Origin of the sequence: Microbulbifer elongatus, from assembly GCF_020524885.1 — a bacterium.
Taxonomy (GTDB): domain Bacteria; phylum Pseudomonadota; class Gammaproteobacteria; order Pseudomonadales; family Cellvibrionaceae; genus Microbulbifer; species Microbulbifer elongatus_A.
Map to the genome: position 1 here is coordinate 36,519 of NZ_JAIVKJ010000008.1, position 15,861 is coordinate 52,379.

Below are 15,861 nucleotides of genomic sequence, written 5' to 3' on the forward strand. Positions count from 1 at the left end.
CATTGGAGTTGGTAAATTGGTTATTCCCAGTCGCTGCTGGCGTTCCCCTGTGTGGATTTTCAGGGGCAGTGGCGAGATAAAGCTAATGATTACTGTCTGAGTCGATGCCAGGAGGGCATAGAACAGTGAACATGGACGATATGGAACAAAATAAAAACGATCTATTTGTTATTACTGGCGGTGCATCAGGTGGGGGAAAACGTGGGGCGGATGCTCGCTCTCACTCCAGTCCTGGCGCCTCAAGGCAGCTATCCAAAACTGTGAATCTGATAAATCAAAAAACTATTCAGTGGTTACAGGCGCGGGCTGAAGAGGTGTTTGCCCAAGTAGACGACTCCCTGTTTACCATGGCCGAAAAGGCGCATCAGCAAGATGAGCAGGATCGCCTGTTTCACGCTATACGTGCCCTTCGGGTGGAACTCAGCGATCTGGTTGACGGCTTTTGCGATGGCGTCGAAGAGCGTTTTCGGGAGCCGCGCAACGATCATCCCGATGAAGAGGGTGTTGGCAGTGCGGCATCCCTGAAAAGTTTGTCGCTGGTGAAGGATGACGACCTGGAGCAGCAGGTTGCTATCCGCACCATGATCTCCAATGTCAAACGCGATCACGCGGAATCCATCGCGGCGTTGTCGCTGCGTCTGGATACACTCCTGCCGTGCAAGGTCTATGACGAAAATCTGCCACTTGGCCCGGCCGCTATCTGCGCGGCATTTGCCGAAGTGCTCGAGGATGTCGATATCGCGCTGCGCGCGCGCATGACGGTATTCAAGAAGTTTGAGTTGCACCTGGTAAATCGACTGGGCGAACTCTACGACAGTTGTAACACCCTGCTGATTGAGCAGGGCGTTTTGCCGACGATTGAAGACCCGCTTCGCCACCGTAACCGCAATGGCGGTCGTCCACCCCAGCCTTCCGCTCCTATTCAGCAAGGGCAGCAGGGGCAGCAAGTGCCGGATGGGGCCGCGCCGATGGGTGAGATGCCCGGTGCGTATGCTCCCGGTATGTCCGGAGCGCCCGGAGGCTCGTATTCGACGCCGGCTGGCGCCGGTTTCGGTGCTAGCGCGGGCTTCAGTACTGGTGCTGGCGGCGCCGGTATGGCTTCCAATGGAAACTATGCGCCGGGGCTGATGCCTGTTGGGTCCGGTGCGGCCCCCATGGCTACGCCCACGCTGCTCCAGCAGCTCGGTCAATTCCAGATGTCATTACCGGTGCAGTCGGCGCCGGCCGGGCAGCTTGTGAATGTCACCGAGCTGTTGCAGGAACACCTGAAGGCGAGTAACCAGAGCGCATCCCTGCATGAGCTGGACAGCGAAGTCATTCGTCTGGTCGATATGCTGTTCTCCTTTATGCTGGAAGACCGCAACCTTGCGGAGCCCATCAAGGCGCAGTTGATTCGCCTGCAGCTGCCAATGCTCAAGCTCGCTGTTGCCGACAAGGCCTTTTTCAGCAAGGGCGGGCACCCGGCGCGGCGCCTGTTGAATGAAATGGCCGACGCGGCGATTGGCTGGCAGCCCGGTGAAAACTACCTCAATGACCCGCTTTACCGTGAAATCAGTGTGATAGTGGACGGTGTTCTGGCGGAATATGACCAGGACGAGGAAGTGTTTGTCCGCCTGCTGGAGTCCTTCCGGGAATTCTCCGTGCGCGAGCGCAAGCGAGCGGCAGTGATGGAGCGTCGCACGATCGATGAGGCACAGGGTGCGGCAAGAGTGGAGGCGGCCAGAACCCGTGTGGCTGCGGTGTTCGATGCACTGACCGCAGAGCGCAAGCTGCCAAAGATCGTGCACGAATGGATGTCCCGGGTGTGGAGCAGCATCCTGTTCCGCACTTGCCTGAAGGAGGGCACCGGTAGCGGCCTGTGGCGTCAGCATGTACTCACTGCACGCGACCTGGTATGGAGCGTGGTGGCACCGATGCCTGAGAGCGGTGTCAAAATGCGCCGCCTGCTGCCGGACCTCAAGAAACGCCTGCAGGAGGGCGCGCAGTCGCTGTCCCTGAGCGCGGGAGATCAGCAGCGTCTGCTGGGTGGCCTGGAAATTCTCTATCGCGAGCGCCAGAAGCTCGGCGAGCGGGTTGAATCGGAGCGCGAGCGCAGAACTCGTGAGCGGTTGGTGCAGGAGCTGCGGCGTGAAGCGGACAACGTTCTTTCCATTCCCGTTGCCGAGGAGGCCGGAGTGCTTGAGGCAGAGCCGGAAGCATCTTTGGGAGGTCCTTTGGAAGGGCCTTTGGATGACGTGCGCGAGATGCCTGCCGGCGAGAAGGCGCTGCCGGAAGTAGAAGAAATTCAACAGGTGGTGAGTGAGGCGACGGCAGGCAGTGTCACGCCGCTGAAGGAAGTTCCGCAGGACGACCACCACTGGCAGCAGACCTACCACCTGAAAGACAGCTGGTTCCTGTTGCGTCACCCGGAGCGGCTTCCGGTGCGCTGTCGTCTTGCCGCCATCATTAGCGACCTCGACCAGTTTATGTTTGTAAACCGGCAGGGCGCCAAGGTTGGGATTTACTCCCGCCTGGAGATGGCAAATGCGTTGCGCAACGAAGAGTTGATGCCGCTGGAGCAGGGCCCCCTGTTCGAGCGGGCTCTGGAGTATGTGGTTGGTAACTGCGGCGAAAGTAAAATAGCGATCAGCGTCTAGGCTAACCCCAGACTATAATTCGCGGATCGAGAGGAAAGCCGGGATATCCCGGCTTTTCTTTATCTCGAAGATCGGCATAGAAGTTTGCGCTATCGACGTGCCAGATGCCCATTATCGGACACGGCTATTGGCAGTTGCTTCTTCGCTTCCATAGAATAACCCTCTGCTCAATTCCAGCGGAGTCGCGTTTGTGAAATATCAGGTCCAGTCAGGGTGGCTGTCCGGTGTGCGCCGGGTGCCGAGCCCGCATTGCAACAGTCGCCCCGACGACGCGGAAGTGGACCTGTTGGTGATTCACTGTATCAGTCTGCCGCCAGGGCAGTACGGCGGCTCCTATATCGATGAATTCTTTCTCGGGCACCTGGATATCGACGCCCACCCCTATTTTTCTGAAATTGCCACCCTGCAGGTCTCCGCACACTTTCTGATCGATCGCACCGGCCGGGTTACCCAATATGTACCGCTGAATGAACGCGCCTGGCACGCGGGTCAGTCGACATTTTGCGGGCGGGAAAACTGTAATGATTTCTCGATTGGGATTGAGCTTGAAGGACTGGATACCGATACCTTCACCCCGGAGCAATATCAGTCGTTGGCGGAAGTGACCGTCGCCATCATGGAGACCTATCCGGCGATTGATAAATCGCGCATCACCGGGCATTCGGATATTGCACCCGATCGAAAGCTGGACCCGGGTCCAGGGTTTGATTGGGATCGGTACCATAACAAGCTGGATCATTTACAGCGGGATGCTGGTGAAGATTGACGGTCGTCCGTTTTTGGCCGAACTGAGCGGTTTGATCGCAAAAAAACCAAAAAAATGAATTTAGAGGGGGCGCTATGGCGCTTTTGATTGTGTTGTTGGCGTTGGGGCTGGTTCAGATTTGGGGCTCTGGAGGCCCACTGCACCGGGACGGGTGGTTTGGCCACTGGAAAACGTTTGTCTATAGTCGGGGGCTGGTTCAGGGTAAGCCGGGCATCGGCTTCGGACTGTTGGTTCTTCTGCCTGTTCTGGGAAGCGCAATTCTGCTTGCGATCGCAGAAGCTGCACTGGGTTGGCTCGGCGTGCTGCTCGTCAGTGTTCCGGTCCTCCTGTACAGCTTCGGGCGGGGTAACTTCAATGACGCGCTGGCGGGCTATCTGCGGGCCTGGTACCAGGGAGACCTGGAGGCCGCGAAAAAATCAGCCGAGCCGTTAATGGAGCCCGAGAACGTCGAGCGCGCTCGTGAAATATCCAGTGCCCAGGAACTGCACGGGCTGGTATTCAGGGCTGCCGCCTACCGCGCTTTCGAGCGTCTGTTCGCGGTTCTGTTCTGGTTCCTGCTGCTGGGCATTCCGGGGGCCATGTTGTACCGGCTCAGTCATCTTGCGCACACCCATTTCTGTCAGCAATCGATTTCACGGGGTGACGAGGCAGTGCCGGGTGACCAGGCGCTGGCGGCACGCTGGCTGTGGTTGATCGAGTGGCTACCGGTTCGCGCTATTGGTTTCAGCCTGGCAATTGTCGGTAACTTCGCCGGCTGCTACCGCGCCTGGCGCGAGCACCTGACTTGCAAGCAAAGTGCCACCGAAGACGTGCTGGAATACTATCTGGAGGGCGCGCTCGGGGGGATCGATAGTAGTGAATGCAGTGCCGGCGCCGCGGTCAGCGAAGGCCAGCGACTGTGCGGTGCCGAGATCGAGGGGATGCAGGCGCTGCTGTCGCGGGCATTACTGATGTGGGTGACGCTGATGGCACTCTACGGCTTGTTTGCCAGCTGAAATTAGATACACCACGCGCCTTGATGCTTTAGACCCTGGAGATTTTGTGACAGACGCCGGCAACGAGCCACTCTCAGAAATTTTAGAATCGGAAAAACTGGACCTGCCTCAGGCTGCGGATGTGTTTGCCGCGGCCGAGCGCATCGCCGGTCAGGTCCATCGCACCCCGCTAATGACTTCGTCGAGTCTCAATGCGCTGTTGGGGGCCGAACTCTATTTCAAGTGTGAACATTTGCAGAAGGTTGGTGCCTTCAAGGCGCGCGGTGCTGCCAATGCCGTATTGCAGGTGCCCGCAGGCACAGAAATTGTCGCCACGCACTCCTCCGGTAACCACGGTGCCGCGCTCGCCTGGGCCGCGGCACAGCAAGGTCTCCGCTGCAAAGTGGTGATGCCGGAGAATGCACCACAGGTCAAAAAGACCGCGGTTGCCGCCTATGGCGCAGAAATTGTCTACTGTGAGCCCACCTTGGCTGCGCGGGAATCCACTCTGGAGGCACTGGTTCAGTCCTCCGGGGCACACGTAATACCGCCCTTTGATGACGCGCGTATTATTGCAGGACAGGGCACCGTAGCCCTGGAAGTGCTCGCCCAGTGCCGCGAACTGGGGTTTGTGCCGGACCTGCTTGTTGCTCCTGTGGGAGGCGGTGGGCTTCTCGCCGGCGTCGGGCTCGCCGCGTCTGCTATGGCGCCGGACATCAGGGTGCTCGGCGCCGAACCCGCCGGCGCCGACGATGCCCAGCGTTCATTCCGAACTGGTACTCGTGTCACCGAGCAGGTGCCGGACACGATTGCCGATGGTTTGCGGACCACTCTGGGCGCGCGGAACTTTGCGGTAATACGCAGTTGTGTCAACGATGTGGTGACAGTTTCCGAGTCCGGTATTTCCGGTGCGCTGGAGTTGCTATGGCGCCGAACCAAGCAGTTTGTCGAGCCGTCCGCCGCGGTGGGGCTGGCGGCGGTGATGGAGCACCCGGCACGGTTTCGCAAGAAGCGCGCGGTGATCGTGCTGACTGGCGGCAACATGGATATTGCGGCAGCCGCCAATCTGGTGAATCGCGGTGGCGTGTGAAGGGTGTGATACAGCACCAGAACCAGCGCGCATTGTGCGCTTGCAGAGAGTCGGATTGAGGGTGGCATGAACAGGGAAAACACGCGCAATCGGGTAGCCTGGCCGCTGGGCAGTGCAACCGAATGGCCTGCTACACTGTTGGCAACGCCGTGGCTGGCGCTCTTTATGGCAATCTATTTAGCGCTCTTTTTGGGTGTGGCGCCGGCAGCAGCGGAGGCCAGTGGAAGCGCGGCATCCTTCAGTCTGGCGTCCAACACCCTGAACGATGGGGGGCGCGTGCCACAGGCGCAGCTGTATCATGGCGCGGGCTGCGGTGGTGACAATCTATCCCCGGAGTTGCACTGGCAGGGGGCGCCTGAAGGAACACGAAGCTTCGCGGTGGTCATGCACGATCCGGATGCGCCCACCGGCTCCGGCTGGTGGCACTGGGTGGTGTTCAATATCCCCGCAGACATGACGTCGCTACCTGAGGGTGCCGGCGACCCCAAGTCTGGCCTGATACCCGAGGCAACCCAAAGCCGTACGGATTTTGGCATCCCCGGATACGGTGGCGCCTGTCCACCAGAGGGGCAAGGGGATCACCGTTACCAATTCCGGGTGTACGCTCTCAAAGTGGAACAGCTACAGCTGGATGCAAGTACGCCGGCGGCTATGGTGGCATCGCACATTAATGCCAACAAACTGGCGCAAGCGCAGCTGGAAGTGAAATTCGGTCGTTGATTCCGGAATTCTCCGGGACTCTCAACACTACGGCCGCAAGGCAAGCAAATAAAAGGAAGCAAAGCCTGCCCATGCAAAAGCAAACGATGACCTGGGGAGAGGCGCTTACGGTTTACCTGAAACCCAAAGTGCTGGCCATGTTTTTCCTCGGCTTTTCTGCCGGACTGCCATTTTTGCTGGTGTTTTCAACATTGGCGGCGTGGCTGACAGATTATGGTGTGAGCCGAACCACAATTGGTTTCTTTGGCTTGGTTGGCCTTACTTATTCCGTCAAGTTTGCCTGGGCACCGGTGATCGACCATCTACGCATCCCTTTCTTTACCGGCATGTTGGGAAAACGCCGCAGCTGGTTGCTCTTATCGCAACTGGGGATCGCCCTTTGTCTGTTTATTCTCTCTAATCTCAATCCACAGCTTGCCCTGACGAAAGTTGCACTGATCGCAGTGGCTGTTGCATTTTGTGCCGCGTCTCAGGATGTAGTGGTTGATGCGTTTCGTATTGAATCCGCCAGAGAAGAGCTTCAGGGCGCCATGGCGGCCAATTATGTATTTGGTTATCGGGTGGCATTGCTGGTAGCAGGTGGTGGTGCATTGTACATTGCCGATATTGCCGACTGGTCGACCTCGTACCTCAGCATGGCGGTGCTGATGGGGGTGGGCATTATTACTACGCTAATGGTTGCTGAACCGGATCATGCCAAGGCCGCTGAAATGGCGAAGCCTTTCGAGCGCGCATGGATAGAGCGAATCTGGGGTTCCGGTGAGCACAGTGGCCTGAAAGAGTGGTTTGTTAAAGCGGTCATCTGCCCGTTCATCGATTTCTTCAAGCGCAATGGGCGCTTTGCACTGGTTCTTTTGTTACTGATCGGTATTTATCGCATCAGTGACCTCGCCATGGGGGTTATGGCTAACCCGTTTTATCTGGATCTGGGCTTTTCAAAAACAGACATTTTCCAGATCGTAAAGGTCTTTGGTTTCTTCTTTTCAATTCTTGGGGCCTACCTCGGTGGGTTACTTGTCGTGCACTACGGCATAATGCGCCCGTTGATCCTGGGTGCAGTGATGGTTGCCGCGACCAATCTGCTATTTGCACACATGGCACAGATCGGACCAGACAAGAATTGGCTGGCGATCCTGATCAGCGCGGATAATGTCAGCGCGGGTATTTCCAATACGGTGTTCATCGCTTACCTGTCGAGTCTGGTCAACCAGGAGTACACAGCTACACAGTACGCCCTGTTCAGCTCGCTGATGACCTTGCCTGGCAAATTTATCAGCGGTTTCTCCGGGATTGTGGTGGACACACAGGGGTACGCCTTGTTTTTCACTTATGCCGCGATTCTCGGGATACCGGCGATCCTGTTGGCGATTTATGTCTGGTGGCGAGACCGCCGCGAGACTGCCAGAGGTGAAGAAACCGCGCCCGGCTGACCGGGCTGATCCCGTGGCTCGGCGGCACCGTGACTACCGCTCTACAGCTCTCCCGGTTTGGGCCAGCCATAGTGACCCAGATCCACTTTTCCGTTTATCGGAGTCACGCCTTCCTCGCGCAGTCGCGTGATCTGACGTTGTGCTGCCGGCTCCGGCAGGGAAATTCTGCCCTGGGCATTGATTACCCGGTGCCAGGGCAGGCGGGTATCTTTCGGCAGTTTACGCAGTGTCTGCCCCACCAGTCTGGCTGCCCTTGGGAGCCCCGCCAATTCCGCTAACCCACCGTAGGTAACGACTCGTCCTGATGGGACCTGTGAAAGTGCAAGGCAGATGCGAGTTGTGGCATCATGCTTGCCCGTGCTTTCTCCCTGCGGGTGACTCGATTGTGAATCGGCGCTGGTGCTACCATCTGATTTATTAGTCAATTTTTTCTAATAATCCTAAGCTATAGAAAGGTTGTTTCGTGCTTTCTGCTGTACCCAGTACTTCTCTTTTCCAGACCTTCCCCAATGGCCCTTCGCTACCCCGCGTTCTCGCCGGGCTTCTCGCGCTGGTGTTTACGGTAACTGCCTCAGTCGCTGACGCCGGTGTCCTGAGTCTGACCAATGGCGACCGTATTCACGGTGAACTGGTTGTGGTTGATCGGGACAATGTGGTGTGGAAGTCGGAAACGTTCGGGGATATTACCGTAGCTAAGGAAAAAATCCTCTCACTGGAAACCGACAAGGACCTGAAAATTGCCGGGCGTGATGAACCCTGCGCGCTGGCCGGTCACCGTCGCCAGCAGTGGGAGCTTTACTGCGATGAAGGCTCCGGTTGGGTCATGGACTTTCCGGCGATCGATCGCGCGGAGCCGTATATCAATTTTGTCGGCAACCCGATCATCTTCCGCGGCAATGTTGCCGCCGCCGGTGTATTTGAAAACGGAAACCGGGAGCGGGAAGACTGGGATATCAATGCCAATTTTGACGTGCGCAACGGCGACTTCCATCACCTGATTGGCACGCAGTACCAGAATCAGAACAGCAGCGAAGTGGATGACCTGGAAAAATACCGGCTCAGTTACGATCTGCGCTGGATCTTCGCGGAGAAGTGGTTCGCCTCGGGTAACAGTTCCATGTTGCACGAAGAGGCGCGTAATCTGGACCTGAGTTCCAGCGTGGGTCTCGGTCTCGGTTACCTGTTTTTTGACACCGACAAATCGGCCTTTTCTATCCAGGGCGGTGTGAGCAGTCTGAAGGAAGACTATATCGACCCGAGCCTGAGTGAAGACCCCAGCAAGCGCTATGCGGCGGGCCGTACCGCGTGGGACTTCCGCTACAAGTTCGACCTGGGGCCTGAGATCTATTACAACCAGGAGTTTCTGCAGTCACTGGACCGCAGCGAGGACTACCAGAGCAACGCTGAGATCGGTGTGCGCACGCCGCTGGTGAAAGGTATCCTGATGGATGTCAAATATGCGTGGCAGTACGACAACACCCCGTCCCTGGATAGCGAAAAAGAGGACACCAAAATGACGATTGGTGTGGGCTATTCCTGGTAACCGTTTTTTGGTATTCGCGCGTGATACGCCACCGCGGAAATAAACAGATTAAATAGAGGTTTTCATGCAGGTTGCAAACAGTGTTATCGCAATCACCGGAGCTGGCCAGGGCCTGGGCCGGAACATGGCTGAATATCTTGCCGGGCGCGGCGCGCGCCTGGCACTGATCGATGTGAATCAGGAGCGGCTCGACGAAAGTGTTGCCGCCTGTAGCGAGAAGGGCGCGGAAGCCCGCAGCTATGTGATCGACGTCGCCAATGAGGAAGCCGTTGATAGCGGCTTTGCTCGCATCGTCGAGGATTTCGGCGGGCTGGATGTACTGGTTAACAACGCCGGGATAATGCGCGATGGCATGCTGCTTAAGGTTAAAGAGGGCAAGGTGGCCGAGCGAATGTCCCTGGCCCAGTGGCAGTCGGTGATCGACGTCAATCTCACAGGTGTCTTCCTGTGCACCCGTGCAGCGGCCGGGATCATGGCGGAGAAAGGCGAGGGGGGTGTGATCGTCAATATTTCCAGCGTGTCCCGCGCGGGTAATATGGGGCAGACCAACTACTCCGCCTCCAAAGCGGGTGTCGCCACCATGACCGTCACCTGGGCGCGCGAGTTAGCGCGTTACGGGGTGCGGGTGGCCGCCATCGCACCGGGCTTTATCGGCACCGATATGGTGGCGCAAATGCGCCCCGAAATTCTCGAGGGGCTGGTGAAGCAGGTTCCCCTGAGACGGATTGGAGAGCCGGACGAGATTGCCAGCACCGTGGCATTCATTATCGACAACGACTATGTCACCGGCCGGGTAATCGAAGTGGACGGCGGCGCGAGAATGTAAGCTTCCGCCAGTACTCCAATGAAAAGGCGAGCTCTCAAGCTCGCCTTTTTTGTGCCGCCCAGTTGTCGAGTGCTACCAGTTGTCGAGTACTATCGGTTGCCGAGGACTAAACGATCCGCGTCACACCACCTTCCAGTTTTCGGGAAAATATCCACTGCCACAGCTGGATATGGCGCGCGCGAAACGCGCCTGCACAGGAGAGCAGGTAATAGCGCCACATCCGGTAAAACTGCTGGTCGAATTTTTCTGCAAACCGATCCCAGTGGCTTTCGAAATTGCGATGCCAGGCCATCAGTGTTTTGTCGTAGTCACTGCCAAAGTTATGCAGGTCTTCCGCAATCAAAAGATTCTCGGCGCTGTCACAGATCTGGCCGGTGGAGGGCAGGTCGCCGTTGGGAAATATGTACTTTTCTATCCAGGCATCGGTAGCGGAACGCCGCTGGTTTTTACCGATGGTGTGGAGGAGTAGCAGGCCGTTCTTTTTCAGGCAGCGCGCCGCAACCTCCATGAACGTGCGGTGGTTCTTGTGGCCCACATGCTCGAACATACCGACACTGGCGATACGGTCAAAGGGCTGATCAAGCGATCGGTAGTCCTGCAGGTGTACGGTGATCGGCAGGTGCCCGTACTGCTCTTCGATGAACCGGCGCTGCTCCCTTGAGACCGTCACACCGACGCACTCCACACCGTAGTTTTCTGCGGCATAGCTAACCAGGCTACCCCAACCACAGCCGATATCGAGTAATCGCATGCCGGGCTTCAGGCCCAGCTTGCGGCAGATAAGATCCAGCTTGGCGGTTTGTGCCTGCTCCAGGTCGTCCGCGTCCCGCCAATATCCACAGCTGTATGTCATACGACTGTCGAGCATTGTTCGGTAAAAATCGTTGCCAAGATCGTAGTGTCGCTCCCCAACCTGAAATGCGCGGCTGCGGCTTTGCAGGTTGAGCAAATGCGAGCGGGCGATGCGCCACAGGTGGCGGAAAGGTTTTATCTTGCTTTGGAGGTCTGCACGCAAAAGGCGATAGAAAAACTCGTCCAGTGCTTGCGCCGACCAATCACCACGCATGTAGGACTCCCCAAGGCCGAGGCTATGCCTGGCGACTATTTCATCCAGCGCGCCCTCGCGGTGTACCTGCATATCCCAGGGGCGATCCCCGTTGATACGGATATCGGCGGTGGCTAACAGGTCGTCTAGTAAATGTCTTGGTCTGGTCACGGTGGCGGAAGTCGTAGCGCTACTGTTAGTTTCCATGTTGGTTGCTTTCCATGCTTGTAGCTCCCCAGGCTAGGGCCACGTGTGGGCTCCGGGCAGCTGACGGCGATTTGCGCGTCATGTTGGAGTGTGGCTACACTGCGAACCTGAATCCGGCCTGTGGCGCGCACTGCTTCAGGTGTGTAACAACACAGATTCAACAACAGAGTTTCAACAACTTATTTCTACAACACGTTCTCAAGCATAACGGAAAAGATTCTGATTGCCTGAGGTTCGGACAATCCAGCCGGCTCGCGAACCGCGGAGAGACCCAGATGCGCCCACTATTCATTCTGTTCATTGTTATGCCCATCCTTGAGATGTGGGTGCTGATCAGTGTCGGGCAGGAAATTGGTGCACTGCCCACCATCGGCCTGGTATTGCTGACCGCGATGGTGGGGCTGGCGCTCCTGCGTCGGCAGGGGATCTCAACGGTGATGCGCGCGCAGCAGAAGATGCAGGCCGGTGAAATGCCGGCGCGCGAGATGGCCGAGGGCATTTTCCTGGCCGTGGGCGGCGCACTGTTGCTGACACCGGGATTTATTACTGACGCCATTGGCTTCGCCTGTCTGATACCCGGGATACGACAGTTGATCATTGGCCGACTAATTGGTCATGTTGTGGTCGTACGGGGTTCCACCTATACGCGGGGTGGCTACCATCAGCCCGGTGCGAACCAGCCGGGTGGTAGTCGACCGCACGACAAGTCCCACGACGTTATTGAGGGGGACTATGAGCGAGAGGAGCAACGAGAAGGCCAAGGAGAAGACCAGAAGCGTGACAGCGACGATAATCCGAACAGAGGTGGTTGATTTTTGGTCAAGTTGACCCCGAAACCGCGCTGTAGGCGCAATTTCGCCAATTTTCCCTCAGTTTTTTTTCCCGCCGCTGTTGAAATACCTCCGAGCCTCCCCCAGATAGGCTGCACCCCAAGTTTTTCCTGACCCGGGCATACCTCAGGTGTGATTCGGGCGGGACTGGCAGAAGGCTCGCAAAGCGAGCCTGAGCCACTTGTAATTGCAACCCTAAACGACTCATTGGAGAGCCAATCCATGAAAATTCGTCCTTTACACGATCGCGTTGTAGTACGCCGTAAGGAAGAAGAAGAGAAAACTGCTGGTGGCATCGTGCTGCCGGGCGCAGCGAAAGAAAAGCCGAATCAGGGCGAAGTGGTTGCCGTTGGCGAAGGCAAATTGCTGGATAACGGTGATGTGCGCGCACTGTCCGTAAAAGTTGGTGACACCGTGGTGTTCGGCCGTTACGCCGACAGCAACACCCTCAAGGTGGACGGCGAAGAGCTGATCATCATGAGCGAAGGCGACATCTACGGCGTACTGGAAGGCTGAAGCCCCAGTACGATTCCCGACAAGACGCAACCAACGAGCAGAATTGAGGAAATAAGATCATGGCAGCAAAAGACGTAAAATTTGGTGACGACGCTCGCCAGAAAATGCTGAACGGCGTAAACATCCTGGCTGACGCTGTAAAAACCACCCTGGGCCCGAAAGGCCGCAACGTGGTTCTGGACAAGGCTTTCGGTGCCCCGACCGTGACCAAAGACGGTGTATCCGTAGCCAAAGAAATCGAGCTGAAAGACAAGTTCGAAAACATGGGCGCGCAGATGGTGAAGGAAGTTGCTTCCAAAGCTTCTGACACCGCCGGTGACGGTACCACCACCGCTACCGTACTGGCCCAGGCCATCGTAACCGAAGGCCTCAAGTCCGTAGCTGCAGGCTTCAACCCGATGGACCTGAAGCGCGGTATCGACAAAGCTGTTGCGGCAGCCGTTGACCACATCGCCAGCCTGGCCACTCCCTGTGCCGACAGCAAGTCTATCGCCCAGGTAGGCACCATCTCTGCCAACAGCGACGAAAACGTCGGCACCATCATCGCGGAAGCGATGGACAAGGTGGGCAAAGAAGGCGTGATCACCGTTGAAGAAGGTCAGTCCCTGGAAAACGAACTGGACGTCGTAGAAGGCATGCAGTTTGACCGCGGCTACCTGTCCCCTTACTTCGTGACCAACCAGGAAAACATGACTGCCGAGCTGGACAGCCCGTTCATCCTGCTGGTTGACAAGAAAATCTCCAACATCCGCGATCTGCTGCCGCTGCTGGAGCAGGTAGCCAAGGCTTCCAAGCCGCTGCTGATCATCGCTGAAGACGTAGAAGGCGAAGCGCTGGCGACCCTGGTAGTGAACAGCATGCGCGGTATCGTGAAAGTTGCTGCGGTTAAAGCACCGGGCTTCGGCGACCGTCGTAAAGCCATGCTGCAGGACATTGCCATCCTGACCGGCGGCACCGTGATTTCTGAAGAAGTTGGCCTAGAGCTGGAAGCCACCACTCTGGAGCACCTGGGTACCGCCAAGCGCATTACCCTGTCTAAAGAAAACACCGTGATTGTAGACGGCGCTGGCGACGTTGCTGACATCGAAGCGCGCGTTAAGCAGATCCGCGCCCAGATCGAAGAATCTTCCTCCGACTACGATAAAGAGAAGCTGCAAGAGCGCGTAGCCAAGCTGGCTGGCGGTGTTGCCGTGATCAAGGTTGGCGCTGCCACCGAAGTCGAAATGAAAGAGAAGAAAGCCCGCGTAGAAGACGCCCTGCACGCAACCCGCGCAGCGGTAGAAGAGGGTGTTGTTCCTGGTGGTGGTACCGCGCTGATCCGTGCTACCCAGGCTATCTCCGTACAAGGCGACAACGAAGACCAGAACCACGGTATTGCCGCTGCACTGCGTGCAATGGAAATGCCGCTGCGTCAGATCGTTACCAACGCAGGCGACGAAGCTTCTGTTGTTGTAGACAAAGTGAAGCAGGGCGAAGGTAACTTCGGCTACAACGCCGGCACCGGCGAGTACGGCGACATGCTGGAAATGGGTATCCTGGATCCGGCCAAGGTAACCCGCTCCGCGCTGCAGGCTGCGGCCTCCATCGCTGGCCTGATGATCACCACCGAAGCCATGGTTGCAGACATCCCGGAAGACAAGCCGGCTGCACCTGACATGGGTGGCATGGGCGGAATGGGTGGCATGGGCGGCATGATGTAAGCCGGCCTACCAGCCAAGCCAATAAGAAACCCCGCTTCGGCGGGGTTTTTTTATGTTTAATTAAGCGACCGTATGGTAGGGGGCGGCCGGCTCTGAAATACCGCCAGATCCACTGGGGGAGAGCCGATCCATCGGGCTGAAAACCCCTCTATTTCCGCGGTTCACTACGTGTGTATAGATTTCGGTGATGCTGATATCTGAGTGCCCGAGCAGCTCCTGAATGGTCCGGAGGTCGTACCCTGCCTCTAACAAGTGCGTCGCAAAGCTGTGGCGGAAGGCGTGCGCCTTTGCCGGCTTCAGTACCTTGGCCAACTTTACTGCCTCACGAATATGCCGGGAAAGTGTGGATGGGTGCAGATGATGCCTGCGCTCGACGCCGCTCCTCGGATCTTTGCTAAATCCTCCAGCTGGGAAAAGGTATTGCCAGGCCGGCTGTCGCCCCCCCTTCGGATACTTACGCTCAAGAGCATCTGGCATATAGACTTCGCCAAAACCGTCTTCAATATCTCTTTGGTGAAGTTTCAGCACTTTGTTTACTTGTAGTTTTAGCTCTCCTTTCAGATCTTGTGGTAGTAGGGTTGTGCGGTCTTTATTGCCTTTCCCGCTCCGCACGACAATATTATTACTGTCAAAATCAATATCTTTCACTCTGAGGGAAAGTAACTCGGCAATACGTAAACCACTACCGTACATCAACGCGACTTGCAGCCGATAGACCCCGTCTAGCTGTTCGAGAATTCTGGCAATCTCGTCCCGGCTATACACAACCGGTAGCCGACGAGGCTGTCTAGCCGTCTTGAAATCCAAATCGGCGGTGTCTACTCCAAAAAACTGCTTGTACAGATAGACAAGTGCATTGAGTGCTACCCGCTGAGTATTCACCGAGCAGCGTCTATTTACTGAAATGTGAGTCAAGAATGCCTGAACTTCAGGTCTTCCCATGTCCTTGGGGTGCTTCAGTTTATGGAAATGGATAAACCGCTTTATCCAGTGGGCATAAGTCTGCTCGGTACGGTAGGAAAGGCCTTTCTGCCGGATGTGGAGTCGTAGCTGGTCCATAAACCGCACCGGTGAGCCTGGTATTGTGTGGCGCACATCATCCATTGGTATGTCCCATTTGTAGCTGGATTTATATACAGTATTTTTTGAGGTACCTTTAGTGTCAAGGCACAGATCAATAACTTCAACTCAATTTGACCGGGGTAGGACGCTAACTTATTGATTTTTAGAGGGTAAATTTCTGGCGCATCAAGTCACCTTAGAGAGATATGTGACAGGCTTTCTATATATGTACAGTACTCACAGAGCATGTTGTGATATAACCTACTGAATTAAATAGCTTTTGGGTTGTATTTGTACGCAGGTGCCAACTTGGATATGTGGCAGTGTGATATATGACTTGGGCTTTTGAATAAACTGTTAACCTCACTAGAGCAAGTAGCATGTTGAAATTCGGAACTTTTAGTATCTTGGTGTTTTTCTCTTTAGCTTCATCCGCAGGTGGCAGCGTTAAGCAGGAAATACAGGTACTTTCTGAGCTACTATCAGATCAAAACGCAGTGCTGGTGAAAAAGTCGG

At 56.5% G+C, this 15,861-nt stretch carries 14 protein-coding genes; 11 read left to right on the forward strand and 3 right to left on the reverse strand.

Going from position 1 to position 15,861, the window contains the following annotated elements; genetic code table 11:
• Positions 1-260 precede the first annotated feature (260 nt).
• The 6 genes from LC059_RS17530 (at position 261) to LC059_RS17555 (ending at position 7,616) form a co-directional block, all read left to right on the forward strand.
• On the forward strand, positions 261-2,636 hold the full coding sequence (locus LC059_RS17530) for a DUF1631 domain-containing protein (RefSeq protein WP_413231573.1): 2,376 nt from the start codon (positions 261-263) through the stop codon (positions 2,634-2,636).
• A 190-nt stretch (positions 2,637-2,826) separates the two neighbouring features.
• Positions 2,827-3,402 (forward strand): 1,6-anhydro-N-acetylmuramyl-L-alanine amidase AmpD, encoded by a 576-nt coding sequence (gene ampD, locus LC059_RS17535; RefSeq protein WP_226705172.1) that lies wholly within the window; start codon positions 2,827-2,829, stop codon positions 3,400-3,402.
• A 74-nt stretch (positions 3,403-3,476) separates the two neighbouring features.
• Positions 3,477-4,397 (forward strand): regulatory signaling modulator protein AmpE, encoded by a 921-nt coding sequence (gene ampE / locus LC059_RS17540; protein WP_226705173.1) that lies wholly within the window; start codon positions 3,477-3,479, stop codon positions 4,395-4,397.
• Between the two features lie 46 nt (positions 4,398-4,443).
• The gene (locus LC059_RS17545; RefSeq protein ID WP_226705174.1) at positions 4,444-5,466 is read left to right on the forward strand and encodes a threonine/serine dehydratase; all 1,023 of its coding nucleotides are present in this window, start codon (positions 4,444-4,446) and stop codon (positions 5,464-5,466) included.
• 66 nt (positions 5,467-5,532) lie between these two features.
• Positions 5,533-6,186, forward strand: a complete 654-nt coding sequence (locus LC059_RS17550; RefSeq protein WP_413231574.1) for a YbhB/YbcL family Raf kinase inhibitor-like protein — start codon at positions 5,533-5,535, stop codon at positions 6,184-6,186.
• Positions 6,183-7,616, forward strand: a complete 1,434-nt coding sequence (locus LC059_RS17555; RefSeq protein ID WP_319005132.1) for an AmpG family muropeptide MFS transporter — start codon at positions 6,183-6,185, stop codon at positions 7,614-7,616. Before LC059_RS17550 ends, LC059_RS17555 begins: the two co-directional genes overlap by 4 nt.
• Positions 7,617-7,657: 41 nt before the next feature.
• Here LC059_RS17555 and LC059_RS17560 read toward each other — a convergent pair whose 3' ends face one another.
• Positions 7,658-7,948, reverse strand: a complete 291-nt coding sequence (locus LC059_RS17560) for an MGMT family protein (protein WP_226705184.1) — start codon at positions 7,946-7,948, stop codon at positions 7,658-7,660.
• Positions 7,949-8,079: 131 nt separating this feature from the next.
• On the opposite strand from LC059_RS17560, the gene LC059_RS17565 reads away from it, so the two are divergent.
• Positions 8,080-9,159, forward strand: coding sequence for a DUF481 domain-containing protein (locus tag LC059_RS17565; RefSeq protein WP_226705175.1), 1,080 nt, complete (start codon positions 8,080-8,082; stop codon positions 9,157-9,159).
• 64 nt (positions 9,160-9,223) lie between these two features.
• A complete protein-coding gene (locus LC059_RS17570; protein WP_226705176.1) occupies positions 9,224-9,985 on the forward strand; it encodes an SDR family oxidoreductase in 762 nt (253 codons plus the stop codon).
• A gap of 106 nt (positions 9,986-10,091) precedes the next feature.
• Here the strand turns inward: LC059_RS17570 and cfa are convergent, their stop codons facing one another.
• Complete coding sequence (gene cfa, locus LC059_RS17575; RefSeq protein ID WP_226705177.1) at positions 10,092-11,237, reverse strand: cyclopropane fatty acyl phospholipid synthase; 1,146 nt, start codon at positions 11,235-11,237, stop codon at positions 10,092-10,094.
• Between the two features lie 275 nt (positions 11,238-11,512).
• Here cfa and LC059_RS17580 point away from each other — a divergent pair, with 275 nt between their 5' ends.
• From LC059_RS17580 to groL, 3 genes are all read left to right on the forward strand, one after another.
• Positions 11,513-12,049 (forward strand): FxsA family protein, encoded by a 537-nt coding sequence (locus tag LC059_RS17580; RefSeq protein WP_226705178.1) that lies wholly within the window; start codon positions 11,513-11,515, stop codon positions 12,047-12,049.
• Positions 12,050-12,289: 240 nt separating this feature from the next.
• Positions 12,290-12,583, forward strand: coding sequence for a co-chaperone GroES (groES, locus tag LC059_RS17585; protein WP_078085279.1), 294 nt, complete (start codon positions 12,290-12,292; stop codon positions 12,581-12,583).
• A gap of 59 nt (positions 12,584-12,642) precedes the next feature.
• Positions 12,643-14,283: a chaperonin GroEL gene (gene groL, locus LC059_RS17590; protein WP_226705179.1), complete on the forward strand. Its 1,641-nt coding sequence runs from the start codon at positions 12,643-12,645 to the stop codon at positions 14,281-14,283.
• Between the two features lie 60 nt (positions 14,284-14,343).
• Here the strand turns inward: groL and LC059_RS17595 are convergent, their stop codons facing one another.
• A complete protein-coding gene (locus LC059_RS17595; protein ID WP_226705180.1) occupies positions 14,344-15,387 on the reverse strand; it encodes an integron integrase in 1,044 nt (347 codons plus the stop codon).
• Positions 15,388-15,861: the final 474 nt, after the last annotated feature.

Excerpts from the sequence above, each read along its gene's own strand:
- ampE (WP_226705173.1), top strand. The coding sequence starts at position 3,477 with ATGGCGCTTTTGATTGTGTTGTTGGCGTTGGGGCTGGTTCAGATTTGG.
- LC059_RS17550 (WP_413231574.1), top strand. The coding sequence starts at position 5,533 with ATGAACAGGGAAAACACGCGCAATCGGGTAGCCTGGCCGCTGGGCAGT.
- LC059_RS17570 (WP_226705176.1), top strand. The coding sequence starts at position 9,224 with ATGCAGGTTGCAAACAGTGTTATCGCAATCACCGGAGCTGGCCAGGGC.
- cfa (WP_226705177.1), bottom strand. The coding sequence starts at position 11,237 with ATGGAAACTAACAGTAGCGCTACGACTTCCGCCACCGTGACCAGACCA.
- LC059_RS17580 (WP_226705178.1), top strand. The coding sequence starts at position 11,513 with ATGCGCCCACTATTCATTCTGTTCATTGTTATGCCCATCCTTGAGATG.
- groES (WP_078085279.1), top strand. The coding sequence starts at position 12,290 with ATGAAAATTCGTCCTTTACACGATCGCGTTGTAGTACGCCGTAAGGAA.
- groL (WP_226705179.1), top strand. The coding sequence starts at position 12,643 with ATGGCAGCAAAAGACGTAAAATTTGGTGACGACGCTCGCCAGAAAATG.
- LC059_RS17595 (WP_226705180.1), bottom strand. The coding sequence starts at position 15,387 with ATGGATGATGTGCGCCACACAATACCAGGCTCACCGGTGCGGTTTATG.